The sequence below is a fragment of the Geomonas subterranea genome (assembly GCF_019063845.1).
In the GTDB taxonomy this organism is placed as follows: domain Bacteria; phylum Desulfobacterota; class Desulfuromonadia; order Geobacterales; family Geobacteraceae; genus Geomonas; species Geomonas subterranea.
Window position 1 is genome coordinate 4,491,908 of the sequence record NZ_CP077683.1, and the last position, 25,416, is coordinate 4,517,323.

A 25,416-nucleotide genomic window follows, 5' to 3' on the forward strand; every position below is an offset into this window, starting at 1 on the left:
ATAGAAACGGCAGTCAGGTCCGGTCGAACAGGTTGTATTTGATGATGCAGCGCAGAGCCGAAATGCCATCCTTCCAGTTGATCTTCTTGCCCTCGGCATATTTCCTGCCGGAGTAGGAAATGCCGACCTCGTAGATGCGCAGGTCCATGCGGGCAACGCGCGCGGTGACTTCGGGCTCGAAGCCGAAACGGTTCTCCTTGAGGACCAGCCTTTGCGCCACCTCAGCGGTGAAGACCTTGTAGCCGGTCTCCATGTCGGTCAGGTTCAGGTTGGTCAGCATGTTGGAGAAAAAGGTGAGCAGCGTGTTGCCCAGCATGTGCCAGAAGAAGAGGACGCGATGCGGACCTCCCCCGGCGAAGCGGGAGCCGTAGACCACGTCGGCCTTCCCCTCCAGGATCGGTTGCAGAAGCTCCCGGTAATCGCGCGGGTCATATTCGAGGTCGGCGTCCTGGATCAGGACCACGTCCCCCTGGACCTTCGGGAGGGCGGTGCGAATGGCGGCTCCCTTGCCCCGGTTCCGGTCATGCCTGAGGATAGTGATGCCTTCCACGGCAAGGAGCCTGTCTGCGGTAGCGTCGGTTGAGCCGTCGTCGACCACGATGATCTGGCAGGGATAGCCGCACTGCTTCACGTGTTCCAGCACCCGGGCTATGTACGCCGCCTCGTTGTACACGGGAACGATGACGGAGAGCGTCCGCATGGGTGCGATGTCTTTGCCGGGCATGGAATTGAACCTGTCCTTGGTCGGAAGTTGAATTTTTGACTGGAGGCGACTCACCACAGGCAAAACCGCCTCGTGGAGCGTTGCCACAATATGAATGAACACAACTATTTCGTCAAGGCGCAGGATGTCGTTACGTTAAGATATTGTGTGACGCAGGGCCTGCTTCTCTCAGGTCCGCTTATGGCCCCACTAGCAGCCGGAGCGCACTGTGTGAGAAAGCTGGAACAGTGCGGGACGTATAAGGTTTGACAGGGCGGGACTGTGCATGTTTTAATGGGTGGTCCGGCGCTGCAGCCCGAGGGGGCAGCCATGTCGGAAACCTACTTCTGGAGGTGAATGGATGAAAGCCGAACTCTTGTTTTTCTGGACTGCGGTTGGACTGTATGGCTTGAGCACATTCTGTTACATCTTCGGTTTCATCGCGAACTATGACAAGCTGTTCCGCGCCGGCCTCTTCAGCGCCCTGGCCGGTTTCATCCCTCACGTGGTGGCGATCGCCATGCGCTGGGCGGCCTCCGGGGCGGGTGTTACTCCGTTCATCTCCATCTCCGAGTCGCTCAGCCTGGGCGTGTTCATGACCGTCCTCATCTTCCTCATTTCCGAATTCACCATCAAGAAGGTGCTCCCGCTGGGCGCGCTGGTCATGCCGGTGGCGTTCGTTCTTCTGGGGTGGGCCGGTACGCTGCTGAAGGAGGTCGCCGCCACCATCGCCCCCGCCCTGCAAAGCGGCTGGATCTGGGTGCACATCACCGGCGCCACCATCGGCTTCGCGTCGGTGCTCCTCGCGGCCGGCATGGGCTTTTTGTACCTCTTCAAGGAGAGAAACGACGCGGGGCTCGCGGCGAAGCTGCCGGAGCTGGCAACCATCGACCGGCTCTCCTACCGCTTCGTGGCCGGCGGCTTCATCATGTACGGCCTCATGATCATCTCCGGCGCCTACTGGTCCAATACCGTCAAGGGGAACTACTGGAACTGGGATCCGGTCGAGGTGTGGTCGCTCATCTCCTGGCTCATTTACGGGATCTATCTCCATCTGCGGGTCACCTTCGGCTGGCGCGGCACCAGGCTCGCCTGGTACTCGCTGATCGCCGTCGTGGTGATGATCGTCAGCTATTGGGGTATTCCCTTCGGCGTGGAAACCTTCCACGCGGGTTTCAGGATCCAGCACTGATTTCAAGTTCTTTCGTAGGAGATTCACCGTATGCGCATCATGCTTGTTCTCGCTTTACTGGCAGTCGTTTCCTTTTCGGGCGCCTACGCGTCGCCGTCCCCGGAAGTGATGATGAACCGGCCGTCCATGATCAGCCCGCATGGTGGCGGCACGGCCGGCCTCGGTCCCGCCAGGCCGATGGCGGAAGTCATCAAGGATGCCACCCTGCCGGGACACCCCAACGTGAAGATCGGCGACGCCTTCGAGAAGTACGGGTACTTCAAGGAGAAACACTGGTACGAGACCAGGGGCACGGCCGGGAACTTCTACGTCGACTTCCGCGGCTCCAGCCCGACCGGGTGGTTCGATTTCAAGGGGCGCCGGGCCGGGATCGCCGAGAAGGGGGTGGTGCTGAAATTCGTCATCTACCCCACCGGTGAATACGGCATCGTCATGGCGTCGAAGACCGTGCAGACCAAGGACGGCAAGACCACGGCATATCCCATCCCCAACATCAAAGGGGTGGTGGACGCCATCTACGCCAACAAGAAGCTCGACTTATAGAAGGGCAATAAAAGGGAATAAAAGGGGACAGGCTACTTTTTCTCCGGGATTTTCTTCCCGAAAACCAGCCTGTCCCCTTTGTAACCCCTTTGTAATCCCGGCGGGGCAACGCAAGCCAAGGTAATACATGAAACTTTGCATCATCTTTCCGCCGCTTCCCTTCGGCTGGACACCGGTTGCACCTCCCATCCTGGAATACCTGGCGGCGCTGACCCGCCAGGCGGACCCCTCCATCGAGATCCAGCTGATCAGCGGCAGCGCCACCCCCGACGCCTACAAAAGCGTCGAGTGCGACCTGGCCGCCATCAGCATCCTGACCCCGACCGCCGTTTCCGGTTATAACATCGCGGATTCGCTGCGGGAGCGCGGCATCAAGGTGGTCTTTGGAGGCATGCACGCCTCGGCCATGCCCGAGGAGGCCAAGGGGCACGGCGACGCCGTCGTCATCGGCGAGGCGGAGAGCTGCTGGCCGCAGGTCTTGAAGGACTTCCGCGCCGGGACGCTGCAGTCCTTCTACAAGGGGGAGCAACTGGAGCTCACCGGGATGCCGACGCCGCTCTACGGCATGCTCAAGAACAACCACCAGTTCCGCATCGTCAACACCTCCCGCGGATGCCCCTTCAACTGCACCTTCTGCTCGGTGAAGCCCTTCTTCGGCGCCAAGATCCGCTTCCGCCCCATCGAGGACGTGGTGCGCGACGTGGCGGCGATCCCCGAGAAGATGTACGAGATCGGGGACGAGAACATCTGGTGGTCCAGCGAGACCACGCGCGCCATCGAGCTCTTCACCGCGCTCAAAGGAAGCCCCAAGAAGTACATGGCCTTCGGGAGCCTGGGGCCCGTGCTGGCGCCGGAAGGGTCGCGCATGCTGAACGCCGCGCGTGAGAGCGGGCTTTTGTCGGTCTGGGTGGGGTGGGACGCCATCTCGGAGCACAGCCTCAAGGCGTACAAGGCCAACGGCAAGATCGGGGTGGACCGCGAGCGCGCAGTGAGGACGCTCAAGGACCACGGCATCGACGTCTCGCTCTTCTACATGCTGGGGTCGCGCGAGGACACCTTCGACGACTTCAAGCGTGCCATCGAGGTGGCGGACCGGCTGGGCGTTTCCATGCACCCGTCGCTGGTGGTCCCCTACCCGGGGACGGTGCTCTCCCGCGAGTACGAGCCGTACATCTACAAGGATCTGGGGTGGGAGTACTACAACGGCTCCTACGCGCTGTTCGACCATCCCGATCCGATGATGACGCCGGAGCTCCGCGAGGAGCATTTCTACATCAGCCTGCTGGAGCAGTTGAGCCTCCCCAGGGTGCTGCGGCACATGATGAAGGTCCCCATGGCCGGCTTCCCCTACGCGCACATCCTGTCGCTCATGTCGCAGCTGCCGGTCAGAAAGGGCGTGAAGATCGCCTTCGAGCAGTGGAAGGCGAACCGGGAATCGGTGCGGGCTAAGAGGCAGAGGTAGGGGAAATGGGGGGAGGCGCAATGAGCCCTCCGCCACTGACGCCTGCAATCCCCTCTCCCTCTGGGAGATGGTTAGGGTGAGGGGGCTGCGTGCAAACACCTCCCTCACCCGCCCTTCGGGCACCCTCTCCCATAGGGAGAGGGATTAGCAGGAGAGTACGATCAGCTAAAAAAAGCCCCCGTGGCACCTTCGGTGCCGGCGGGGGCTCATGTTGCTGTATTTGATTTAAGCTACTTCGGCGCTTTCTCCGTTGCCGGTTTCTCCGACTTGAGCCCGGCCGGGTGATCCACCAGCTTCTGCTTGCCGGCCTCCTCGGCGTACCAGTCCAGCGGACGCTCGGTCTGGTCACGGAAGGCGCCGAGCGACCGGTCACGCAGTTCGGCGGCTTCCTTGTCCGCCTGCGAGACGAGGATCTCGTCCACCACCTGCGGGCAGGAGGCGACGGAACCGGGCCTTGCCTCGATCTCCTCGCGCACGCTCGGGGCCACCTTGGGATCCTTGGCCAGACGCATCTTCAGGTCGATGGAGAAGTTGGTGTAGGTCTCCAGCATGCGGAAGATGGCGGAGTCCCCCATGGGGCCCATGGTGCGCTCCTCATCGGGAAGCGGCGAGACCTTGCCGTTCTCGATCTTCGCGCGCCCGACCATTTCGCAGCTCCTGCCGTTGTCGGTGGTATAGCCCAGGTTGTCGGTGATGACGGCCAGCACCGTGGGGACGTTGGCCAGGTCCCAGTGGGCGAGAAGCCCCACCTCGCCGTCGGGAAGCGGGGAGAGGTCGTCGATGTTCATGGCCAGCACGCGGGACCACGGCGGCACCGGGCGGGCCAGCTTCTTCTCGGGAAGCCCCTTGATGTGGCGGCGCAGCGCGTCGTCGAAGAGGTTGGTGGCGGTCTCCGCCTCGCCCAACACGTTGACGCAGAAGTGGCGCGGCACGCCGAGGATCTCGTCGACCATGTTGTAATAGTCGTCGCGGGTGACGACGCCGAAGCGGCCGCGGTAGCCGCCGCCGTCGCAGACGCGACTACCGGCGGGGAGCTTGAAGGTGATCTTCTTGCGGCGGCAGGCCTGGAAGAAGTAGACGTAGGCGGCGGTAGCACCGATGAGCGCCACCGGGACGCCGCTCGCCTCGGACTCGCGCAGCGCCTTCAAAAGGTTCTTCACGTCGATGCCGGTCTTGCCGAGAAGAAACATGCTGTCCGGTGTGCCGAAGGCCTGGCGGGTCTGGTCCATGCCGATCGCCATCCCCATGGACGGGGCCATCTCGGGGCTCGGGGCCAGGATCAGGATGCGGCAGCGCTTCCCTTCTTCGAAGTCCGGGAACAGGAAGGAGTTGGTCATCATCTTGTTGGCGCCGAAGACCAGCCGTTTGCCGTCCTCGTCGCGGAAGATGCGGCCGCGCTGGGTGAGGCTCGTGGTGCCGCCGGTCAGGCAGGCCATCACCGACTGCTCCAGCGGGAACGAGGCCACCAGGTGGGTCTTGAACACGTCGTTGTAGACCATGGGGACGTCCTGCCAGCGGCTGATGTCGCCGGGGCGGACCTTCTTCAGGTCACAGAACTCGCGGAAGATGGCGTTGCTGTTGTACTGCAGGTCGAAGAGCTGCATACAGTAGTCGTTGAACCTCTCCTCGCTGAGCTCGGCGTCCACGCCGGCTTCGATGATGGCGACGATTTCGTCGGTGAGACGATGGCTCAGGCTCTGTGTTTCGGACATGGAAAACTCCTTTAAAAGGGACTGCTGGCGATTTTCACTATACTAACGATTGGTTGTATAGCAGTCAAGACTATAATTGTGACTATTAGTTAGGCAAATTTCCTTTTTTGAACTGGACTTCTGTGTATTTTTTAAGCAGAAATGGCGTCTCTAACTGCGCCTCAAGGAAATACCCCGTTGTTGTTGGTTCCGATTTAGTAACAAGTGTATTAAAGGAATGCAGTTTTGGCCTTTTCATTTTCATTTTTCTTCGACCTATGGCATATTGTAATGAGATAATAAGTACATTAGTTTTTTGAATTACAAGCTTCACATAAACAAGGGATGGGTTATGAGCATAAAAAGAGTAGCCTTGGTCACGCCGCCGTATCACTCGGGTGTCGTCGAATCGGCGGGGACCTGGCTTAACGTCGGCTTCGTCTATATCGCCGGCTCGCTGCGTGCCGCGGGGTACGAGGTCGACTACTACGACGCCATGAGCCTGTGGCACAAGTGGCCCGAGATCGAGGAGCGCCTGCGCGCCTTCGCTCCCGACGTGGTCGCCACCACCTCATTCACCGCCTCCATCGCGCACGCCCTGGAGCTGACTTCGCTTGCCAAGAAGATCAACCCCCAGGTGGTCACAGTTCACGGCAACGTGCACGCCACCTTCTGCTACGACGAGATCCTGAAGGCCGAGCATGACACGGTCGACTTCGTGGTGCGCGGCGAGGGGGAGGTGACACTGGTCAAGCTCCTTGACTGTCTGAACGCCGGCGGCGATCCCGCCGCCGTGCCGGGGCTCTCCTTCTGGCGCGACGGCGCCGTGGTCTCGACACCCAAGGCAGCTCCGATCCAGGATCTCGACTCCCTTCCCATGGCGTGGGACCTGGTGGAGTGGCCCATCTACCGCTACCGCGCCAAGAACAACGCACGTCTCGCCATCGTCTCCTCGTCGCGCGGCTGCATGGAGAAGTGCTCCTTCTGCTCACAGCAGCTCTTCTGGGAGCGCTCCTGGCGCGCGAGGAGCGCGGAGAACTTCGTTGCCGAGCTCGAGCTTCTGCGCGACAGCTACGGCGTCGAGGTCGCCATGCTCTCCGACGAGATCCCGACCTTCGACCGGGAGCGCTGGGTGCGCATCCTGGACCTGATGATCGAGCGCAAGGTGGGCGTCAAGCTCCTCATGGAAACGCGGGTGGATGACGTCCTGCGTGACGCGGACATCATGGACAAGTACCGCGAGGCGGGGGTGGAGCACATCTACGTCGGCGTCGAGGCGGGGGACCAGGAAACCCTGGACCTCTTCAACAAGAACACCAAGGTGGAGCAGTCCAAGGCCGCCATCGACATCATCAACAACGCGGACATCGTCTCGGAGACCTCGTTCGTCCTGGGGATGCCGGACGACACGCCGGAGAGCATCGCGAGGACCATCGAACTCGCCAAGCACTACAACCCGGACATGGCCTTCTTCCTCGCCATCGCCCCCTGGCCCTACGCCGAGCTCTACCCCGAGCTTGAGCAGTACGTGGCGACCACCGACTACCGCAAGTACAACCTGGTCGAGCCGGTGATCAAGCCCAAGAACATGACGTTGGAGGCGCTGGAGCGCGAGCTGGGCAAGGCAAGCCAGAAGTTCTTCATGCACAAGTTCCAGAACCTGCACCAGCTCTCGCCGTGGAAGCAGGAGTTCATGCTGGCGGTGTTCGACATCCTGATCAACAACTCGTACCTGGCCGGCCAGATGCGGGCGATGATGAAGCAGGGTGGGGAGATGCCGCCCGAGGTGCAGGCGCTGGTCAGGAGCGTGAAGGGGATGCAGCACGGACAGGATGACGCGCAGTCGCACCCTCACACCTTCGCGCCGATCCCCTGACGCGGCCGGAGGAGCTACATGGAGAAAGTTAAAAAGGTCGCCGTGGTATTAAACGGCTTCATCCACGATTTCATGACGGGGTACTGGCTCTCCGCCCTGATCGCCATCCACCTGTTGCACGGCTTCAGGCTAGAGGCGCAGCAACTCGCCGGGACGCTCAACCAGATTGAGCGGTTTTTCTTTTGGAACAGCATCGGGGCGGCGGTGGTCATCTTCGCCACCGGCGGGGTCCGCAGCTTCACCTACGTGGACAACTTCTACGGCGCCGAGACCGAGCGGACCAGGCGCAAGATGCTGGTGATAAAGCACGTGGTCCTCTTCGCGGTCATAGGCGGGGGGAGCTATTGGGGGTACCGCACGGCGTTTAGTTGAGCGCCCGGCCGGTTAACCTCAGGAAAGGGTGTTTTTTATGAATTTCCTGATCGTTGAAGATTCGGAAAAAACCGCGGAACAGCTGCGGAAAGGGCTGGCTGAGGTCAGCATCAACTCCGACGTAGCCGCGGATGGCCTGCGCGGGCTCGCCATGGCCAAGGAGAAGGATTACGACCTGATGATCCTCGACCTCATGCTCCCGGGGATCGACGGGTTTGAGGTTGTTAAGAGGTTGCGCCAAGCGGGCAAGAGCACGCCCGTGATCATGCTCACCGCGCGCGACGAGGTGCACGACCGGATCTGCGGCCTGCAGTCCGGGGCCGACGACTACCTGGTCAAGCCGTTCTCCTTCGGCGAACTCTGTGCCCGGATCCAGGCGCTTTTGCGCCGGGGGCAGGTGCTGCAGCAGGACGAGGTGCAGGTGGCGGACCTGACGGTGAACTTCTTCGCGCGCAAGGCGACCCGTGCCGGGAAGCACCTGGAGCTGACCCCCAAGGAATTCGCGCTCCTCTCCATGCTGAGCCGCCGCGCCGGAGAGGTGCAGACGCGCCTGCGCATCGCGGAAGCGGTCTGGAACCTCGGTTTGGACGCCAACCTGAAGATCGTGGACGTGAAGCTGGCAGGGTTGCGGGCCAAGGTGGACGGTCCCTTCGAGAAGAAGCTGATCCACACGGTGCGCGGGGTCGGTTACGTGCTCGAGGACCGCTATGAGTGACACTCCCTCCTCCCCGGAGGAAACCGCGGGGCGCCGGGTCCGGTCGATTGCCCACAACCTGGCCGTTTTGTACATCGTTTCCATCGTGATCGGCTTCACGATGTGCGCCCTGCTCCTGTACTTCAAGCTGGTCCAGCATATCCACGATTCCGGTGGCGAGCAGTTGCAGGCGGAGATAACCTCGGTCCGCGCGCTGGTTGGAAGCCCTGCAGGTCTCAACGCCCTCAAACAGATGATGGATGCGGAAGAGCGGGGGGAGGATGCCGGCACCAACTGCATCCTGATGCGCATCGTGGACCGGAACGGGAAAGTCGTCGTGGATTGCCCCACCATGAGAGCCGTGCTGCCTGGCTCTATCTTTCCCTCCCCGGGCGACACCAGGGCAAAGAGATACAGTCACAACGGCGGCAACTATCTGCTAAGGAGCGTGAAGCTTACCGATCCCATATCCGAGGCCGGGGGATGGCGTCTGCAGATAGGGATAGACCTGACCGAACATGACCAGCTGATCAGAGTCTACCGGACCTATCTCGTTCTCTTTGGTTTCGGCGCCTTCCTCTTCGCGATCCCCAGTTCCTATGTCGTGGTCAGACGCGGGCTCAAGCCCCTGGATGAGATCAGCGGCTCGATCAAGACCATCACCGGCAGCCGGCTCAACACCAGGCTTGACGCGGCCGGCTTCCCCGTTGAGATGCACCCCGTCATAGAGTCGGTGAACGGCATGATGGCCCGGCTGGAGGATTCCTTCCAGAGGCTTTCGCACTACTCCGGCAACCTCGCCCACGAACTGCGCACCCCGATCAACAACCTGATGCTGTCGGCCGAAATCGCCCTTGCTCATGAGCGGAGCCCGCAGGAGTACCAGGAGATCATCTCCTCCAGCCTCACCGAGTACGAGCGGCTGGCGGCGGTGATCGACAAGCTGCTCTTTCTGGCACGGGCAGACAACGAGAAGAACGACCTGCTGTTCGAGAAACTGGACGCGAGAACCGAGGTCGAGGAGGTGATCGACTACTTCTTGGAAGAAGCGCGTGCAGCGGGGGTTTCCCTTGTACACCGCGTCGACGCCACCTTTTGGGGGGACCGGACCCTGTTCCGTCGCGCCCTCAGCAACCTGATCAGCAACGCCCTCACCTACACCCCGGCCGGAGGGGAGGTTACCATTTCCGCCTCCAGCGGAGGCAACGGGGAGGTCGACATCGCCGTGGCCGACACCGGCTGTGGCATCTACTCCGAGCATCTCCCCTTTCTTTTTGACCGGTTTTACCGCGTGAAGTCGGGCTCGCATCACAGTGGCACCGGCCTTGGCCTCGCCATAGTGAAAGCGATCATGGAGATGCACAACGGCGACGTCTCCGCCTGGAGCCGGCCCGGGCACGGGACCACCATCACCTTGCATTTCCCGCAGCACCCCTCCTTGAAATCCGCGCCCGCGGCGGAAGGGTGATTCGCCTGGCGCCGCGCCGCGACCCTGCCGAAGCCAATCGTCTCAGGTTAGTTTGCGTCAAATTTTTTAGTGCTAAGACATTGCCATTTTGCGTGTAATCGCCGAAAAGCTCCGCCGTTTGACTTGGGTGGCGAAAAGCTTTTTTTAACGCAAAGACGCAAGGCCGCAAAGGAAACCGGAACCATAATGGAAAACCGGAACCATAATGGAAAACCGGAACCAGTAATGGTTTTGTTATCCCCCACTTGTTGTTCTTAACTTTGCGCCTTTGCGGCTTTGCGTTAACAACGGCCTTTAAAGGCAGAGCCGCGAAGCCGCAAAGAACAGCAGGGATTTTGTCCCCCCTGATTCTTTGTGTGTTTCTCTCTCTCTCTCTCTCTCTCTCTCTCTCTTCGCCTTTGCGTTGAAGGTTTTCAAAAACAAAAGCCGCTGTCCCTTTCGAGGGGGCAGCGGCTTTGTCGTGGAATGAGGGGGGCGAATGATTATTCGCCCCTACAGGTGGTTCGACAGTCCTGGCGTTGCTACGCGCAGGCGGAGGCGTTGGCGCGCTCGCGCTCGGTGGCGTCGTCCATGACCTTGTAGGCGCAGAACTCACCACACATGGTGCAGGCGCCGTGATCGGCGACGCCGGACTCGTCGCGCAGGCGACGGGCCTTGACCGGGTCGATGGCCAGGGCGAACTGCCCTTCCCAGTCCAGTTTCTTCCTGCAGCGCGCCATCTGGTTGTCCTTCTCGATGGCCCCCTTCACACCCTTGACGATGTCGGCGGCATGGGCGGCGATGCGCGAGGCCATGACCCCTTCACGGACGTCCTCGACGCTTGGGAGCTTCAGGTGCTCGGAGGGGGTCACGTAGCAGAGGAAGTCGGCGCCGGCGGCGGCGGCAATGGTTCCGCCGATGGCGGAGGTGATGTGGTCGTAGCCCGGGGCGATGTCGGTGACCAGCGGCCCCAGCACGTAGAAGGGAGCGCCATGGCAAAGCCTCTTCTGCAAGAGGATGTTGGCCTCGATCTGGTTCAGCGGCATATGACCGGGACCTTCGATCATCACCTGCACGCCGTACTCCTGCGCGCGCTGGGTGAGCTCGCCCAGGATGATCAACTCGTGGATCTGGGCCCGGTCGGTGGCGTCGGCCAGGCAGCCGGGGCGGAAACCGTCGCCAAGCGACAGGGTCATGTCGTAGGCCTTGGTGATCTCGAGCAGACGGTCGAAGTGCTCATAAAGCGGGTTGTCCGCGTTGTTATGCGCCATCCACTCGATGGTGAAGGCGCCGCCGCGGGATACCACGTCCATGATGCGCCCTTCCTTGCGCATCCGCTCCACGGTGGCACGGGTCACCCCGCAGTGGACCGTGATGAAGTCGACGCCGTCCTCGGCGTGCTTGATCACCCCCTGGAAGATGTCTTCCACGGTCATCTCGACGATCGCCTTATTGTGTTTTCTCACCGCGTCGAGCGCGGCCTGGTACAGCGGCACGGTGCCGATGCAGGCCGGTGTCTCGGCGATCACGGCGCGGCGGATCTCGTCGACCGGACCGCCGGTGGAGAGGTCCATGATGGCGTCGGCGCCGCTGGCGACGGCAACGCGCGCCTTCTCCAGCTCCTTGTCGATGTTGAGGTCGTCGGCGGAGCTGCCGATGTTGGCGTTCACCTTGGTCCTCAACCCCTTCCCCACGGCAAGGGGGGTGCCGTTCACGTGCTTGTTGTTATGGCAGATGATGATGTTCCCGGCGGCGATCCCGGCGCGGATGAACTCGGGGTCGACCCCCTCGGCGAGTGCCGCCGTCTTCATCTTGTCGGTGATGATCCCCTTGCGGGCGTATTCCAGCTGGGTCATGGTTGCTCCTTTTATGGCCGGTTCCTGCGCGATGAAATATTTGAATCGAGGGCAAATGATTATTTGCCCCTACAAACGAACCTACCGTAGGGGCGAATAATCATTCGCCCGCCTTTTTGCTGTGTCTGCCGTGCCTTTCGGAAGAGGGTAGCCCAAGGCCGGGTGGGGGTGGCGCCGGCAGCCGGTTGGCTATTCTCCCTGCTCCCGTGCCGCCAGGAAATGGTTAACCGGGCCGTGCCCCCTCCCCAGCGGCTGGGAAAACTTGATGGCGCGGGTAACGAACAGCTTCGCCCTCAGTATGGCGCTCGGCAGCGGCTCCCCTTGGGCAAGGTAGCTCGCGATGGCGGAGGCCAGGGTGCAGCCGGTGCCGTGGGTGTTGCGGGTGAGGACGCGGGGAGCACTGAAACGGGTGAAGCCGCTGCCGTCGAACAGGATGTCGGTCACCACCCCTTCGGTCAGGTGTCCCCCCTTGACCAGCACGTGCCTTGCGCCCATGAGGTGCAGCGCGCGGGCGGCCAGTTCCATCCCGGCACTGTCGGTGATGGTGAGACCGGTGAGCGCCTCGGCCTCGGGAATGTTGGGGGTGACCAGGTAACTGGACGGCACCAGCCTCTTCTTCAGCACGGAGAGAGCCTCGTCCTCGAGGAGCGCGACGCCCCCCTTGGCGCTCATCACCGGGTCGAGCACGACCATCCTCATCTCGTAAGCGGTCAGCTTGTCCGCCACGATCTCCGCGTTCTCCGGCGAGCAGAGCATTCCGATCTTCACGACGTCAATGGGGATGTCCGACAGTACCGCGTCGATCTGTTCCGCGAGGAAAGCCGGGGGGGATGGGTGGATGCCGGTGACGCCCCGGGTGTTCTGGGCGGTGAGGGCGGTGATCGCCGAGGCCCCGTAGCTTCCGAGGAGGGTGATGGTCTTCAGGTCCGCCTGGATGCCGGCTCCGCCGCCGGAGTCGCTGCCGGCGATGGTCAGCACCGAGCCGCGCGGTTGCATCATGCCGCGGTTGAACAAGAGGGAGAGCTCCGTCGCCGCGAGGCCGGGAGAGCGGGATGAGAGGACGGCGGAAATGACCGCTATGGCGTCCGCGCCGGCGTCGATGACAGGGCAGGCGTTGTCCCTGGTGATGCCCCCGATGGCGACGATGGGAATCTGCACCTTTTCCCTCACAAGGGCCAGCGCCTCAGGGCTCTGGAGGTGTTCGACATTCTTGCTTTCGGTGGGGTAGAGGGAGCCGAAACCGATGTAGTCGGCGCCGGCCTCCTGGGCCGCCAGCGCCTCTTCGAGCGAGTGGGTCGAGATGCCGATCAGCTTCTTGGGGCCAAGTGCGGCGCGGGCCGCCGCGGCGTCCCCGTCCTCCTGCCCGAGGTGCAGCCCGTCGGCGTCAAGGGCGAGCGCGAGTTCCAGGTCGTCGTTGACGATGAACTGGACCTGGAATTCGGCGCAGAGGTGTTTCAGGTCGCTTCCCAGCGCGAGGCGCTCCTCGAAAGTGCGCAGCTTGTCGCGGTACTGCAGCAGGGCGACCCCGCCGCTCCCGAGCGCCTCCCGCACCCTCGGCACCAGGCGTTCGCCCTGGTCCGTGATCAGGTACAGTCCCGCTACGCGCCGCTCTTTCCCGCTATGGTCCACCACGAGTTTCAACACGTCTCACCCCTTTACAGCCAAACCGTAAAAACAAAACCATCAGCCACGGAGAAAATCTGAGAACTTCTGAGAAAACCAGGAAAACTTTTCGGGTACCACAAGCCAAACCGTAACAACAAAACCATTAGCCACGGAGAAAATCTGAGAACTTCTGAGAAAACCAAGAAGACTTTTCAGGGACCACAAGCCAAATCGTTGGGCAAAGGCACGTCTTGTTGTTACATCAAAGATGTGCCGTTCTCAGATTTCCTCAGATTTTCTCCGTGGCTAATGGTTTTTTAGGTTTTAAAAAGTAAAAGCCGCGACGAGAGGTCACGGCTCCTGGATAAAAAGGTCGGAGTACGCGCCGCTTCCCTACGCCGGTACGACCCGGATCAGGTTCAAAGGGTTCAGGATCGACCTGTCTCAGTTCTGGCGAACTCCCCTAGCTGGCTTTTGCTGAGGCCGTAAACATAATGGAATCCTCTTGCAAAGTCAACCGCTTTCGGGTTTTTGCCTTTACACTCCTGGGCTAAAGTGGTAGAAAAATCTGTGGCCGGGACGTCCCGGCCTGATTTCATTCAGATATACCGATACGGGATTTAGAGATGGACAGTCGTCCTACGGTTGTTGAGATAGATCTCGCCGCACTCAGGCACAACTTCGGTCTGGTGAAGAAGACTGTGCCCGAAGGATGCGGCATTCTTGCCGTGGTCAAGGCCGACGCCTACGGCCATGGTTTCCAGTACGTCTCCGAGGAACTGGAGAAGCTCGGGGTGGACGCCTTCGCCGTTGCCTTCCTCGCGGAGGGGGTGCAACTGCGCATGAGCGGCATCTATCGCCCGGTGCTGATCCTGGGGGGCATTTATCCCGGCGAGGAGCGGCGCTGCATCGGCCTCAACATCTCCACTGCGCTCTACTCGCTGGAACAGGCCGCGGCGCTCGACCGGGCCGCCCTGGAGATCAAGTGCTACCGCAAGGCGAAGATCCACCTGAAGGTGGACACCGGCATGGGGCGCCTGGGCGTCACTTGGGACAAGGTGCCCGAATTCCTCGAGCAGTTGAAGCAGTTCAAGAACCTCGAAATGGAAGGGATCTTCTCCCACTTCGCCAGCGCCGACGAACTCGACCCGGACGGCCTCGCCTTCACCAAACTGCAGGCCCAACGCTTCAACGCCGCCGTCACCGAGGCCCGCCGCCAGGGGTTCAATCCCGCCTACGTCCATGTCGCCAACAGCGCCGCCATCCTCGCGGCCGATCTACCCTTTTGCAACCTGGTGCGGCCGGGGATTATCCTCTACGGCGCCGCCCCTTCCCGGGATTTCGCGGACGAGCAGGCTTCTTTGCCCGTCATGAAACTGAAGAGCCGGGTGGCGATGCTCAAGTGGGTGGAACCGGGGACCAGCATCAGCTACGGCAGGCGCTACATCGCCGACAAGCGCGCGCTCATCGCCAGCGTTCCCGTGGGGTATGCCGACGGTTATTGCCGCAGTCTCACCAACAAGGGGGAGGCCTTGATCCGCGGCAAGCGGGCCCGGGTCGCCGGCACCGTCTGCATGGACTGGATCATGCTGGACGTGACCGACATCGAGGGCGTTGCCGTGGGGGACGACGTGACCCTCCTGGGCCCCGACCCCATGGGTGACCGCATCAGCGCCGAGGAGTTGGCCGAGAAAGCCGGCACCATCCCCTACGAGATCATGTGCGGCATCGCCACCCGCCGCGTACGCAGGGTGTACATCGGGTAGAACACGAGCAGCTGAAGCTGAAACCATTGGCCACGGAGAAAATCTGAGAACATCTGAGAAAACCAACAAGCTTTTGGTTTACCCCTAAAGTTTTTGGTTCTCTCTTGAAGTGCAGTTCTCAGATGTCCTCAGATTGTCTCCTTGTGAAAGGCTTTAGTATTTGCACTCGGTTTTGCCTTTCTCAGATTTCCTCAGATTTTCTCCGTGGCTAAAGGGTTTTGAATTTCAGGTTTTAGGGGTCTTTATGTCTGATAAAGTACGGCTCACGACGATGGTGCAGGCGGCGGGTTGAGCTGCCAAGCTGGGCCCGGCGGGCCTGGAGGATGCCATCCGCGACATAACCCGCTCGGACGACCCCAACCTCATCGTGGGTGTTGAGGGCGCCGAGGATGCGGGGATCTACCGCATAGGGGAGAGCCTCGCCCTCGTGGAGACCACCGACATCATCACGCCGCTGGTCGACGACCCGTTCACCTTCGGCCGTATCGCCGCGGCCAACGCCCTCTCCGACGTTTACGCCATGGGCGGAAAACCGGTGACGGCGATGAACCTCGCCTTCTTCCCGGCCTGTTCGCTTCCCACCGCTGTGCTCGCCGCCATCCTCGCCGGCGGTGCCGACGCTTTGAAGGAGGCGGGTGCCTGCCTGGTCGGGGGACACACGGTCGAGGACGACGAGCTGAAGTTCGGCATGGCGGTGACCGGCCTCATCGATCCCTCCCGCATCGTGAGAAACTGCACCGCCCGCCCCGGCGACATCCTTGTTCTTACCAAGCCGCTCGGGACCGGCATCGTCTCGACCGCCATCAAGGCCGAGATGATCGACGACGCCCTGGCGACGGAAGCAACCGGCTGGATGACGACCCTCAACGCCAAAGCCTGCGAGTTGATGGTCGCCTGCGACGCCACTGCCGCCACCGATGTCACCGGCTTTGGTTTCATCGGCCACGCCTGCGAGATGGCGCTTGGCGCCAGGGTCACCTTCCGCATCGAGCTTGCCCGCGTTCCGGTCATGGCCGGCGTCCCCGCGCTCATCCACGACGGCATGGTCCCGGCCGGCTGCTATCGCAACCGCCACCATTACGAATCCCACGTGACCGGCTCCGGCGGCGAGGCCTTGCTGCCGCTCTTCGACCCGCAGACCTCCGGCGGTCTCCTCATCTCTTTCGCCCCCGACAACGCCCGTGAATTCCTTGCCCGCGCCGGTCAGTCCGGCCTCTTCGCCGTAGCGATCGGCGAGGTCGAAGCCGTTGGGGGAAGCGCCCTTGTCTTCGTCTAAGGGGCTCGCGGCCGCTTTCGACCTCGGTACCACCACCATAGCCGCGTCGCTTGTCGAACCGGCCACCGGAACGCGCCTGGCCGTGACCGGCGCCATGAACCCCCAGCGTCGCTGGGGATCCGACGTACTGGCCCGCCTCACCGCCGGGGGGGATCCCGAAACCTTACGCGCCATGCAGGCCGCCCTGTCCGCCGAGATGGAACGCATGACCGGCGAGCTGTTGGACCGGGCAGGGGCGTCGCCGGCGGATCTCGCGCAGGTGGCGATCGCCGGCAACCCGTCCATGGAAACCATCGCCCTGGCCCTGCCGGTCGAGTCGCTGGCCCATCCCCCGTTTCGTCCCCTCTTTTCCGCAGGAAAAGTAACAACCACCCTTGATCTAGGCTGGAGCCGTGCGTATCCTTGCTACCTCTTGCCGCTTCCGGGCGGTTTCGTCGGCGGCGACCTGCTCGCCTTTCTCTTCGGCATGACAGAGACGCCCACAGCCGGGACCCTCTTTCTGGACGTCGGGACCAACGCCGAGATCGCCCTTTTTGACGGCGAGCGTTACCTCGCCACCTCGGCCGCCGCCGGTCCCGCCTTCGAAGGGGGCAACCTTAAGTGCGGCATGGCCGCTCTCCCCGGTGCCGTGAGCGCCGTCCAAATAAAAGGGGACAGGCTACTTTTAACCACCATCGCCGGCGCCCCGCCGCGCGGCATCTGCGGGTCGGGTGTCCTGGAAACGGTGGCCGCCCTCCTGGAAGAAGGGATCGTCGAGCCGACCGGTCGCCTCGTTCCCGCTGTAGAGATCGATTCCAACCTGGGGACCCGGGTGCAGGAGGTGAACGGAGTCCCCGCCTTCGTGCTGCACCGGGACGCGAAAGGCCTCGTCTACCTCGACCAGGAGGACATCCGGGCGCTGCAACTCGCCAAGGGGGCGATGCGCGGTGGCATGGAGATCCTGCTGGAGAAGGCGAACCTCACGCAGGACGATGTTGCACGGGTGGTGCTGACCGGTTCCTTCGGGGCCGTGCTGTCGCCGGATGTGCTAAAAAAGGTTGGAATTTTCAACGAAAAAATGGTAAGAATCACCGGATTTATCAAGGAGGGGGCGTTGGCCGGCGTGGAGCGTGTACTGCTCACCGAGGACGGCCGCGAACAGATGGAGGCCCTGGCCCAACAGGTCCGTGTCATCCCCCTTTCCGGCACACCGCTCTTCGAAAAGCACTTCCTGGCGCATATAGATTTCCCGAAACCCTAACACTTTAGCCACGGAGAAAATCTGAGGACATCTGAGCAAGCCTGAACCGCTTCTGAAGGTTTACTCGGACTTCCTCCGATTTTCTCCGTGGTAATTTTGGTTCTAAAAAAGGAGCGAGCAATGGCAAAGATTGGGCGCGCGCTGGTAAGCGTGTCGGAGAAGACTGGAGTGGTGGAATTTTCGCGGACGTTGGCTGGCTACGGCGTGGAGATCCTCTCCACCGGCGGCACCGCGAAGCTGCTGCGTGAGGCAGGCATCCCGGTGAAGGACGTCTCCGAGTTCACCGGTTTCCCCGAGATGCTGGACGGCAGGGTCAAGACGCTGCACCCGAAGGTGCACGGCGGCATCCTCGGCATGAGGGAGAACCCGGCGCACGTGGCCAAGATGCAGGAGCACGGCATCGAGCCGATCGACATGGTGGTGGTCAACCTCTACCCGTTCGAGGCGACCGTGGCCAAGGAAGACTGCACCATGGAAGACGCCATCGAGAACATCGACATCGGCGGCCCGACCATGCTCCGCTCCGCCGCCAAGAACAACCGCGACGTAACCGTCATCGTCGACCACGTCGACTACCAGCTGGTGCTGGACGAGATGAAGGCCAGCGGCGGCAGCGTCTCCCGTGAGACCAACTTCCGCCTCGCCGTCAAGGTGTACCAGCATACCGCGGCTTACGACGGCGCCATCTCCAACTGGCTGGGCGCCCGCACCGGCGAAGGCGTCGCCAAGTACCCGGACACCCTGACGCTGCAGTACCAGCTGGCCCAGGGGATGCGCTACGGCGAGAACCCGCACCAGTCCGGCGCATTTTACGTCGAGAAGGGGGGCAAGGAGGCATCCATCTCCACCGCCCGCCAGATCCAGGGGAAGGAGCTCTCCTACAACAACATCGGCGACACCGACGCGGCACTCGAGTGCGTGAAGCAGTTCGACCAGCCCGCCTGCGTCATCGTGAAGCACGCCAATCCCTGCGGCGTCGCGGTTGCCGGCAACATCATGGAAGCCTACGACCTCGCCTACAAGACCGACCCCGAGTCCGCCTTCGGGGGGATCATCGCCTTTAACCGCGAGCTCGACGAGTCCACCGCGCGCGCCATCGTTGAGCGCCAGTTCGTCGAGGTGATCATCGCTCCCAAGGTCACCGAGGCCGCCAGCGAGATCGTCGCCGCCAAGAAGAACGTCCGCCTCATGGAGTGCGGCTTCTGGCCCGAGCAGCCCGCGGCGCGCTATGACTTCAAACGCGTGAACGGCGGCATGCTGGTGCAGGACGCCGACCTCGAGCTCTTCAGCGAACTCAAGGTGGTGACCAAACGCGCACCGACCGACCAGGAAATGGAGGACCTCCTCTTCACCTGGCGCGTCGCCAAGTTCGTGAAATCCAACGCCATCGTCTACGGCCGCAGCAACTCCACCGTCGGCGTAGGCGCCGGCCAGATGAGCCGCGTCAACTCGGCCCGCATCGCCGCCATCAAGGCCGAGCACGCCGGGATCCCGGTCCAGGGCGCCGTCATGGCCTCCGACGCCTTCTTCCCGTTCCGTGACGGTCTGGACAACGCCGCCAGCGTCGGCGTCACCGCCGTGATCCAGCCGGGCGGCTCCATGCGCGACGCCGAAGTTATCGCCGCCGCCGACGAACACAACATCGCCATGGTCTTCACCGGGATGAGGCACTTCAGGCACTAAAAAACGAACCGTTAGCCACGGAGAAAATCGGAGCACGTCTGAGAGAACCAAAGCTTTAGGTTTAAAACCAAAAGAAGTGGTTTTCTCAGATTTTCTCAGAAGTTCTCCGTGGCTAATTGTTTAAGGAGATTTGTATGAAGGTATTGGTAGTAGGCAGCGGCGGGCGCGAGCACGCGCTGGTCTGGAAGATCGCCCAGTCCCCGCTGGTCACCAAGGTGTTCTGCGCACCGGGCAACCCGGGTACGGCGGCGCTGGTGAAAACGTGGACCCGTGGACAACCTCCAGGGGCTCCTCGATTTCGCCAGGAAGGAAGGGGTGGAGCTGACCGTGGTCGGCCCGGAACTCCCACTTTCCCTGGGGCTCGTCGACCTCTTCGAGGAGAACGGCCTGAAGGCCTTCGGCGCCCGCAAAAACGCCGCCATCATCGAGGCGTCGAAAGCGTTCTCGAAGGACCTGATGCAGAAGTACAACGTCCCGACTGCGGCGTACGGCGTCTTTACCGAGGTGCCGGCCGCCATCGACTTCATCGATAAGACCGGGATTCCCATCGTGATCAAGGCCGACGGCCTGGCCGCGGGCAAAGGGGTGATCATCGCCCAGACCCGTGACGAGGCGGTGGCCGCCGTCACCGACATGCTTTCCGGCAACGCCTTCGGCGCCGCGGGTTCCCGCGTGGTCATCGAAGAGTTCCTGAAAGGGGAGGAGGCATCCTTCCTCGCCTTCACCGACGGCGAGCGCATCATCCCGCTTGCCTCCGCCCAGGATCACAAGGCCGTGTACGACGGCGACAAGGGCCCCAACACCGGCGGCATGGGTGCCTACTCTCCGGCCCCGGTGGTCACCCCCCCGATCCACGAAAAGGCCATGGCGGAAGTGATGCGCCGCACAGTGGACGGCATGAGGGCGGAAGGGCGCCGGTACCAGGGTGTTCTCTACGCGGGCCTCATGATCGACGGCGATTCCGTGAAGACCCTCGAGTTCAACGCGCGCTTCGGTGATCCGGAATGCCAGCCGCTTTTGATGCGCATGAAGTCCGACATCGTCCCCATCCTCCTGGCGGTCGCCTCCGGCAGCCTGGAAGGGGTCGAGATCCGGAAGCACGACAAGGCCGCGGTCTGCGTGGTGCTTGCGGCGGAGGGGTATCCCGCGGACTACCGCAAGGGCGACGTCATCGAGGGGCTCGCAGAGGCGGGCAAGGTCGAGGACCTGGTGGTGTTCCACGCCGGCACCAAGGCCAGCGGCGACGCCATCGTGACCAACGGCGGCCGTGTCCTCGGGGTCACGGCGCTCGGCGCCACCGTGAAGGAAGCCATCGACCGCGCCTACAGCGGCGTGAAGCTCATCACCTGGCCCGGCATGCACCACAGGAAAGACATCGGCGCCAAGGCGATGAACCGCTAAATCCAAACCCCAAACCATTAGCCACGGAGAAAATCGGAGAACTTCGGAGAAAACCTAAAGCAATTGCCGCCGGGAAAATACAAGCAGGTCCGAGAGACCCAAAGCCTTTGGGTTTAAAACCAAAAGCAGTGGTTGTCTCAGATTTCCTCAGATGTGCACCGTGGCTAATTGGTTCGTTTTTGCCGTTCTCGGATTTCCTCAGATTTTCTCCGTGGCTAATGGTTTTATCTTTTTTTAAGGAGAATTTTCATGTCCAATCCGACCGTTTTGATTCTGATGGGAAGCGACTCCGACCTGACCACCATGGAGGAGACGGCCAGGGTTCTTACCGCTTTCGGTGTCCCCTACGACATGCACGTTTCCTCGGCACACCGCTCGCCCGCCAAGACCTCCAAACTCACCCGCGAGGCTGAAGGGCGGGGCATCCAGGTCATCATCGCAGCAGCCGGCATGGCCGCGCACCTGGCCGGCGTGGTCGCCGCCGAGACGCCGCTGCCGGTCATCGCCGTCCCCATGCCGGGGGGGGCGCTCAACGGCGTAGACGCCCTCTACGCCATGGTGCAGATGCCCGGCGGAATGCCGGTCGCCACCATGGCCATCGGCAAGGCGGGGGCCAAAAACGCCGGGCTCCTCGCGGTGCAGATGCTCTCCCTGGCCAATCCCGACCTGAGGGCGAAGTTCATCGCCTACAAGGCGCAGATGGCTGAAGAGGTGGAGCAAAAGGACGCCGCCCTGCAGGCTGCGAGGCAGGGCTGATGCCGCTTATGCGGTGATTTTGCTTGACAATGAGGCCTGGTTTGTATACCTTCGGCCCGTTTTCAGATCCAAAAATAATGGAGGGAACACTCATGAAGAAGATTTTCGCTGCAGTAGCTCTGACCCTCGCCCTTGCCGTTACCGCAATGGCCGCTGACTCCGTCGTTTACCCGGCTAAGAACGGCAACGTCACCTTCAATCACAAGGCTCACCAGGGCAAGAACGAGTGCAAGGTGTGCCACGGTGACGGCGCTCCGGCCAAGATCGCCATCAACAAGGAAGCAGCCCACGGCAAGGCTTGCAAAGAGTGCCACGCTGCCAAAGGCGGCCCGACCAAATGTGGTGACTGCCACAAGAAGTAATCTCCCATAGGGAATCAAATTGCAGTCTTAGGGGTAACGGGTTCGCCTGTTACCCCTTTTTTTTGTTCCCTTGTGTATTCGTAATTTTTGTTTTGCGCTTATTGACAATTTGTCTATAATGGCAAACCTGCTATGACAGCTGCACATAACCTTACCGGGAGACGGCCTTGACTACGACGAACAAACGAGGATTTGCACAAGAGGTTTGGGATTTTTTCTGTTCCTTGAAACTTTCCATTTTCCTGCTGATCGGCCTGGCGCTGGTATCGATCATCGGCACGGTTATCCAGCAGGGGCCGCAGCGTGAATACCTGGCGACGCTGTCCGAGACCAAGATCCGGCTCTACAGCGCCCTCGGCTTCTTCGACATGTACCACTCCTGGTGGTTCATCCTCCTTCTGTACCTGCTCACCCTGAACCTGATCTGCTGCTCCATCAAGAGGCTGCCGCGCGTCTGGAAGGTGGTTTCCGAGCCGGTGCTGGTGATGGACGACAACTTCGAGAAGTCGCTGGCCACCGTGAAGGACCTGAAGCTCAAGGGTTCCAAGGAGGAGCTCAAGACGCGCATGGAGGCGTTCCTCCGCGCCGAGTTCGCCGCCCCGGTGATCACCGAGAGCAACGGCGAGTACCACCTCTTCGCCCAGAAGAGCCCCTGGTGCCGTCTCGGCGTGTACGTGGTGCACCTCTCCATCATCGTCATCTTTATCGGAGCCCTCATCGGCTCCTTCTTCGGCTACAAGGCCTACACCAACATCCCCGAGGGGGGCGGCGTTTCCCAGGTGCAGACCCAGAGCGGCAAGATGATCCCGCTCGGCTTCGAGGTCCGTTGCGAGAAGTTCTCCGTTGCCTATTACGACACCGGCGCGCCCAAGGAATTCAAGAGCATCCTCACCGTGGTGGAGAACGGCAAGCCGGTGCCGGGCTTCCAGAGCCGCCCGATCATCGTCAACGACCCGCTCACCTACAAGGGGATCACCTTCTACCAGTCCAGCTTCGGACAGTCGGACGAGGGCTCGCTCTACCACCTCACTGTGCGTGACCGCAAAGGCGGCGCTCCGGTCCGTCTGGACGCCCGACAGGGCGAGCGCGTCGCACTGCCCGGTGGCGCCTTCCTCTCCGTCATGGAAGCGACCATGGACGTCCGTCCCTTCATGAGGGGCTTCGACGGCCCGGGCGCGCAGGTCGAGTTCACCCCGGCCGGCGGCAACCCGCAGCCGTTCGTGGTCCTCTCCGGGAAGTACGAGTCCTTCAACGCCCAGCACGGCGGCGACCTTCTGATCACCTTCGACGGTATGGACCAGAAGTTCTACACCGGTCTGCAGGTGGCGCACGACCCGGGCGTCTGGGTGGTATGGTTCGGCTGCTTCCTGATGGTGGTTGGCATCTGCATGGCGTTCTTCATGTCCCACAAGCGGGTGTGGGCGCGCGTTACCGATTCCGGGGTCACCCTGGGCGGTTCCGCAAGCAAGAACCCGGCAGGCTTTGAGATCTGTTTTGACGACCTGGTCGAGAAAATCGGCAAGGCTTAAAGGATAACAACCATAACTGGGGCTAGCCCCATCGCCGCTCTAACTGAACGACCGGAGGGTAATATCGATATGTCCAGTTCCATGCTTTTCAATGTGACCATGGTTCTTTACATGGTCTCCACCTGCATATTCTTCGCATTCCTCGCCTCGCGCAACAAGGCCGTGGGGCTTGCCGGTACCTATGCCGCTTTGTTCGGCTTCCTGGTCCAGACCGCGGCCATCGGCCTGCGCTGGAAAGAGTCCTACGACCAGGGGCACGGCCATGCGCCGCTCTCCAACCTGTTCGAGTCGGTGGTCTTCTTCTCCTGGACCATCGTCATGATCTTCCTCATCATCGACTTCAAGTACAAGTACCGCGCCATCGGTTTCTTCGTCATCCCGTTCGCGCTGTTCGGCATGGCATGGGCGCAGCTTGGCCTGGACAGCGGCATCGAGCCGCTGGTTCCCGCTCTGCAGAGTAACTGGCTCATGTACCACGTCATCACCTGCTTCCTGGGCTATGCCGCCTTCGCGGTCGCCTGCGGCATCTCGATCATGTACCTGATCCGCGAGTCCATGGAGAAGGGGGGCGGCAACGCCCAGGCCGGTGGTCTTCTCTCCATGTTCCCGTCCATCAGGATCCTGGACGACCTGAACTACAAGGCGATCATGATCGGCTTCCCGCTGCTGTCGCTCGGCATCATCACCGGCGCCGCCTGGGCCAACTACGCCTGGGGCACCTACTGGAGCTGGGACCCGAAAGAGACCTGGTCTCTTATCGTCTGGTTCGTCTACGCGGCCTTCCTCCATGCCCGCATCACCCGCGGCTGGGTCGGGCGCAGGGCGGCCATCCTCTCGGTGATCGGCTTCGCGGCCACCATCTTCTGCTACCTGGGGGTAAACCTCTTCCTTTCCGGCCTGCACAGCTACGGGAAGTAGTTTTCCAGGATAGGTAATCCGATCGATGCGACACTCCCACGTGGCATATCTTTTGGCAGTAGCTTTGTATCTGCTCTGCGTCGGCGTCACCCTCACTCCGGGTGACGCCCTCGCGGAGCCGTTCAAGTGCAGCATCTGCCACAAGGATCTGATCCGTGGGAGTGTTCCGCATAAGCCGGTTGCATCCGGCCGGTGCCTGGACTGTCACCAGCAGTTCAACGACAACCATCCGCTGGGCAAGGACAGCATGGGGTTCAAGGTCCCGAAGGACAAACTCTGCGCGACCTGCCACGGGCACCTGGTCCAGAAGCCGGTGCTGCACAAGCCGGTCGGCCTTGGCCAATGCACCAACTGCCACATGGCCCACAGCGCGGAAGTGAAGTCGCTTTTGAAGGATCCCTCCCCCGCGCTCTGTTTCCGCTGCCATCCAAAGGATCATTTCACAGGAGCCTTCACGCACAAGCCGGTAGCCGACGGTGATTGCCTCGCCTGCCACGACGCGCACCAGTCCGAAAGCAAGTCCCTGTTGCGTAAGCCAGGCTCCGAGCTCTGCTTCATGTGCCACGACAGAAAGCTCGCCATGGGCAAGTCCGTGCACCAGCCGGTGCGCAACGGCGACTGCGTCAACTGCCACCAGATCCACGGCGGCCCCTACCGGAAGCTCCTGAAAGACGACTACCCGACCGTCCTGTACAAACCGTTCAGCTACGACGCGTTCCCGATCTGCTTCCGCTGCCATGATCCCAAACTCGCCTCGGCGGAAACGACCGACCGGTTCACCAAGTTCAGAAACGGCGAGCGCAACCTGCACGCGGTGCACGTCAACAAGACCAAGGCGCGCTCCTGCAGGATGTGCCACAACCCTCATGCCGAGCAGCAGGAGCGCCTGATCTATCCGAAGGCGGAAGGGTTCGGAACCTGGGAAATCCCGATCCGTTTCGACGCCACCGCAACCGGCGGCGGCTGTTCCGTCGGGTGCCACAGGACCTTGCGCTACGACAGGGTGAAAGCCATTGAACAGCAGTAGCCACCCCCCGACGCTTC

Annotated in this window: 20 protein-coding genes, 1 pseudogene and 1 riboswitch; of the genes and pseudogenes, 17 read left to right on the forward strand and 4 right to left on the reverse strand. The window is 61.8% G+C overall.

The window, feature by feature from the left end; all coding sequences use genetic code 11:
- Positions 1-13 precede the first annotated feature (13 nt).
- Positions 14-724 carry a glycosyltransferase family 2 protein gene (locus KP001_RS19525; protein WP_217287191.1) on the reverse strand — a complete coding sequence of 237 codons (711 nt, stop codon included), beginning with the start codon at positions 722-724 and terminating at the stop codon, positions 14-16.
- Positions 725-1,112: 388 nt separating this feature from the next.
- On the opposite strand from KP001_RS19525, the gene ccsA reads away from it, so the two are divergent.
- The 3 genes from ccsA (at position 1,113) to KP001_RS19540 (ending at position 3,900) form a co-directional block, all read left to right on the forward strand.
- Positions 1,113-1,895, forward strand: a complete 783-nt coding sequence (ccsA, locus tag KP001_RS19530; protein WP_224963375.1) for a cytochrome c biogenesis protein CcsA — start codon at positions 1,113-1,115, stop codon at positions 1,893-1,895.
- Between the two features lie 30 nt (positions 1,896-1,925).
- Positions 1,926-2,438: a hypothetical protein gene (locus KP001_RS19535; RefSeq protein WP_217287193.1), complete on the forward strand. Its 513-nt coding sequence runs from the start codon at positions 1,926-1,928 to the stop codon at positions 2,436-2,438.
- Positions 2,439-2,565: 127 nt separating this feature from the next.
- Complete coding sequence (locus tag KP001_RS19540) at positions 2,566-3,900, forward strand: B12-binding domain-containing radical SAM protein (RefSeq protein ID WP_217287194.1); 1,335 nt, start codon at positions 2,566-2,568, stop codon at positions 3,898-3,900.
- A gap of 230 nt (positions 3,901-4,130) precedes the next feature.
- On the opposite strand, the gene KP001_RS19545 is transcribed toward KP001_RS19540, so the two are convergent.
- Positions 4,131-5,612 (reverse strand): LuxE/PaaK family acyltransferase, encoded by a 1,482-nt coding sequence (locus KP001_RS19545; RefSeq protein ID WP_217287195.1) that lies wholly within the window; start codon positions 5,610-5,612, stop codon positions 4,131-4,133.
- A gap of 331 nt (positions 5,613-5,943) precedes the next feature.
- Here KP001_RS19545 and KP001_RS19550 point away from each other — a divergent pair, with 331 nt between their 5' ends.
- Genes KP001_RS19550 through KP001_RS19565 form a run of 4 tightly spaced genes read left to right on the forward strand, consistent with a single transcriptional unit; the run spans position 5,944 to position 10,001 of the window.
- Entirely contained in the window at positions 5,944-7,467 is a 1,524-nt protein-coding gene (locus tag KP001_RS19550; protein WP_217287196.1) for a B12-binding domain-containing radical SAM protein, read from the forward strand.
- Between the two features lie 18 nt (positions 7,468-7,485).
- A complete protein-coding gene (locus KP001_RS19555; protein ID WP_217287197.1) occupies positions 7,486-7,839 on the forward strand; it encodes a hypothetical protein in 354 nt (117 codons plus the stop codon).
- Positions 7,840-7,876: 37 nt separating this feature from the next.
- On the forward strand, positions 7,877-8,554 hold the full coding sequence (locus KP001_RS19560; RefSeq protein WP_217287198.1) for a response regulator: 678 nt from the start codon (positions 7,877-7,879) through the stop codon (positions 8,552-8,554).
- Positions 8,547-10,001, forward strand: a complete 1,455-nt coding sequence (locus KP001_RS19565) for a heavy metal sensor histidine kinase (RefSeq protein ID WP_217287199.1) — start codon at positions 8,547-8,549, stop codon at positions 9,999-10,001. Before KP001_RS19560 ends, KP001_RS19565 begins: the two co-directional genes overlap by 8 nt.
- Before the next feature lie 521 nt (positions 10,002-10,522).
- Here KP001_RS19565 and thiC read toward each other — a convergent pair.
- Complete coding sequence (gene thiC / locus KP001_RS19570; RefSeq protein ID WP_217287200.1) at positions 10,523-11,836, reverse strand: phosphomethylpyrimidine synthase ThiC; 1,314 nt, start codon at positions 11,834-11,836, stop codon at positions 10,523-10,525.
- Positions 11,837-12,025: 189 nt separating this feature from the next.
- Positions 12,026-13,480 (reverse strand): bifunctional hydroxymethylpyrimidine kinase/phosphomethylpyrimidine kinase, encoded by a 1,455-nt coding sequence (gene thiD, locus KP001_RS19575; RefSeq protein ID WP_217287201.1) that lies wholly within the window; start codon positions 13,478-13,480, stop codon positions 12,026-12,028.
- Positions 13,481-13,814: 334 nt separating this feature from the next.
- Positions 13,815-13,916, reverse strand: a riboswitch (TPP riboswitch).
- A 151-nt stretch (positions 13,917-14,067) separates the two neighbouring features.
- Here thiD and alr point away from each other — a divergent pair.
- From alr to KP001_RS19625, 10 genes and pseudogenes are all read left to right on the forward strand, one after another.
- The gene (gene alr, locus KP001_RS19580; protein WP_217287202.1) at positions 14,068-15,207 is read left to right on the forward strand and encodes an alanine racemase; all 1,140 of its coding nucleotides are present in this window, start codon (positions 14,068-14,070) and stop codon (positions 15,205-15,207) included.
- A gap of 244 nt (positions 15,208-15,451) precedes the next feature.
- On the forward strand, positions 15,452-16,483 hold the full coding sequence (gene selD, locus KP001_RS19585; protein ID WP_217287203.1) for a selenide, water dikinase SelD: 1,032 nt from the start codon (positions 15,452-15,454) through the stop codon (positions 16,481-16,483).
- Positions 16,470-17,723, forward strand: coding sequence for an ASKHA domain-containing protein (locus KP001_RS19590; RefSeq protein WP_217287204.1), 1,254 nt, complete (start codon positions 16,470-16,472; stop codon positions 17,721-17,723). The genes selD and KP001_RS19590 overlap by 14 nt, the downstream gene beginning before the upstream one ends.
- A gap of 120 nt (positions 17,724-17,843) precedes the next feature.
- Positions 17,844-19,406, forward strand: coding sequence for a bifunctional phosphoribosylaminoimidazolecarboxamide formyltransferase/IMP cyclohydrolase (gene purH, locus KP001_RS19595; RefSeq protein ID WP_217287205.1), 1,563 nt, complete (start codon positions 17,844-17,846; stop codon positions 19,404-19,406).
- A gap of 134 nt (positions 19,407-19,540) precedes the next feature.
- Positions 19,541-20,807 (forward strand): annotated as a pseudogene (gene purD, locus KP001_RS19600) (phosphoribosylamine--glycine ligase).
- A 249-nt stretch (positions 20,808-21,056) separates the two neighbouring features.
- On the forward strand, positions 21,057-21,563 hold the full coding sequence (gene purE / locus KP001_RS19605) for a 5-(carboxyamino)imidazole ribonucleotide mutase (RefSeq protein WP_217287206.1): 507 nt from the start codon (positions 21,057-21,059) through the stop codon (positions 21,561-21,563).
- A 92-nt stretch (positions 21,564-21,655) separates the two neighbouring features.
- Positions 21,656-21,925 (forward strand): cytochrome c3 family protein, encoded by a 270-nt coding sequence (locus tag KP001_RS19610; RefSeq protein WP_217287207.1) that lies wholly within the window; start codon positions 21,656-21,658, stop codon positions 21,923-21,925.
- A 167-nt stretch (positions 21,926-22,092) separates the two neighbouring features.
- A complete protein-coding gene (gene resB / locus KP001_RS19615; protein ID WP_217287208.1) occupies positions 22,093-23,454 on the forward strand; it encodes a cytochrome c biogenesis protein ResB in 1,362 nt (453 codons plus the stop codon).
- A 69-nt stretch (positions 23,455-23,523) separates the two neighbouring features.
- Complete coding sequence (gene ccsB, locus KP001_RS19620) at positions 23,524-24,372, forward strand: c-type cytochrome biogenesis protein CcsB (RefSeq protein WP_217287209.1); 849 nt, start codon at positions 23,524-23,526, stop codon at positions 24,370-24,372.
- Between the two features lie 52 nt (positions 24,373-24,424).
- Positions 24,425-25,399, forward strand: a complete 975-nt coding sequence (locus KP001_RS19625) for a cytochrome c3 family protein (protein WP_224963363.1) — start codon at positions 24,425-24,427, stop codon at positions 25,397-25,399.
- Positions 25,400-25,416: the final 17 nt, after the last annotated feature.

Coding starts and splice junctions, on each gene's coding strand:
- KP001_RS19525 (WP_217287191.1), bottom strand. CDS start 724: ATGCCCGGCAAAGACATCGCACCCATGCGGACGCTCTCCGTCATCGTT.
- alr (WP_217287202.1), top strand. CDS start 14,068: ATGGACAGTCGTCCTACGGTTGTTGAGATAGATCTCGCCGCACTCAGG.
- thiC (WP_217287200.1), bottom strand. CDS start 11,836: ATGACCCAGCTGGAATACGCCCGCAAGGGGATCATCACCGACAAGATG.
- KP001_RS19550 (WP_217287196.1), top strand. CDS start 5,944: ATGAGCATAAAAAGAGTAGCCTTGGTCACGCCGCCGTATCACTCGGGT.
- KP001_RS19610 (WP_217287207.1), top strand. CDS start 21,656: ATGAAGAAGATTTTCGCTGCAGTAGCTCTGACCCTCGCCCTTGCCGTT.
- KP001_RS19565 (WP_217287199.1), top strand. CDS start 8,547: ATGAGTGACACTCCCTCCTCCCCGGAGGAAACCGCGGGGCGCCGGGTC.
- purH (WP_217287205.1), top strand. CDS start 17,844: ATGGCAAAGATTGGGCGCGCGCTGGTAAGCGTGTCGGAGAAGACTGGA.
- KP001_RS19535 (WP_217287193.1), top strand. CDS start 1,926: ATGCGCATCATGCTTGTTCTCGCTTTACTGGCAGTCGTTTCCTTTTCG.
- KP001_RS19560 (WP_217287198.1), top strand. CDS start 7,877: ATGAATTTCCTGATCGTTGAAGATTCGGAAAAAACCGCGGAACAGCTG.
- ccsB (WP_217287209.1), top strand. CDS start 23,524: ATGTCCAGTTCCATGCTTTTCAATGTGACCATGGTTCTTTACATGGTC.
- purE (WP_217287206.1), top strand. CDS start 21,057: ATGTCCAATCCGACCGTTTTGATTCTGATGGGAAGCGACTCCGACCTG.
- KP001_RS19555 (WP_217287197.1), top strand. CDS start 7,486: ATGGAGAAAGTTAAAAAGGTCGCCGTGGTATTAAACGGCTTCATCCAC.
- KP001_RS19545 (WP_217287195.1), bottom strand. CDS start 5,612: ATGTCCGAAACACAGAGCCTGAGCCATCGTCTCACCGACGAAATCGTC.
- KP001_RS19540 (WP_217287194.1), top strand. CDS start 2,566: ATGAAACTTTGCATCATCTTTCCGCCGCTTCCCTTCGGCTGGACACCG.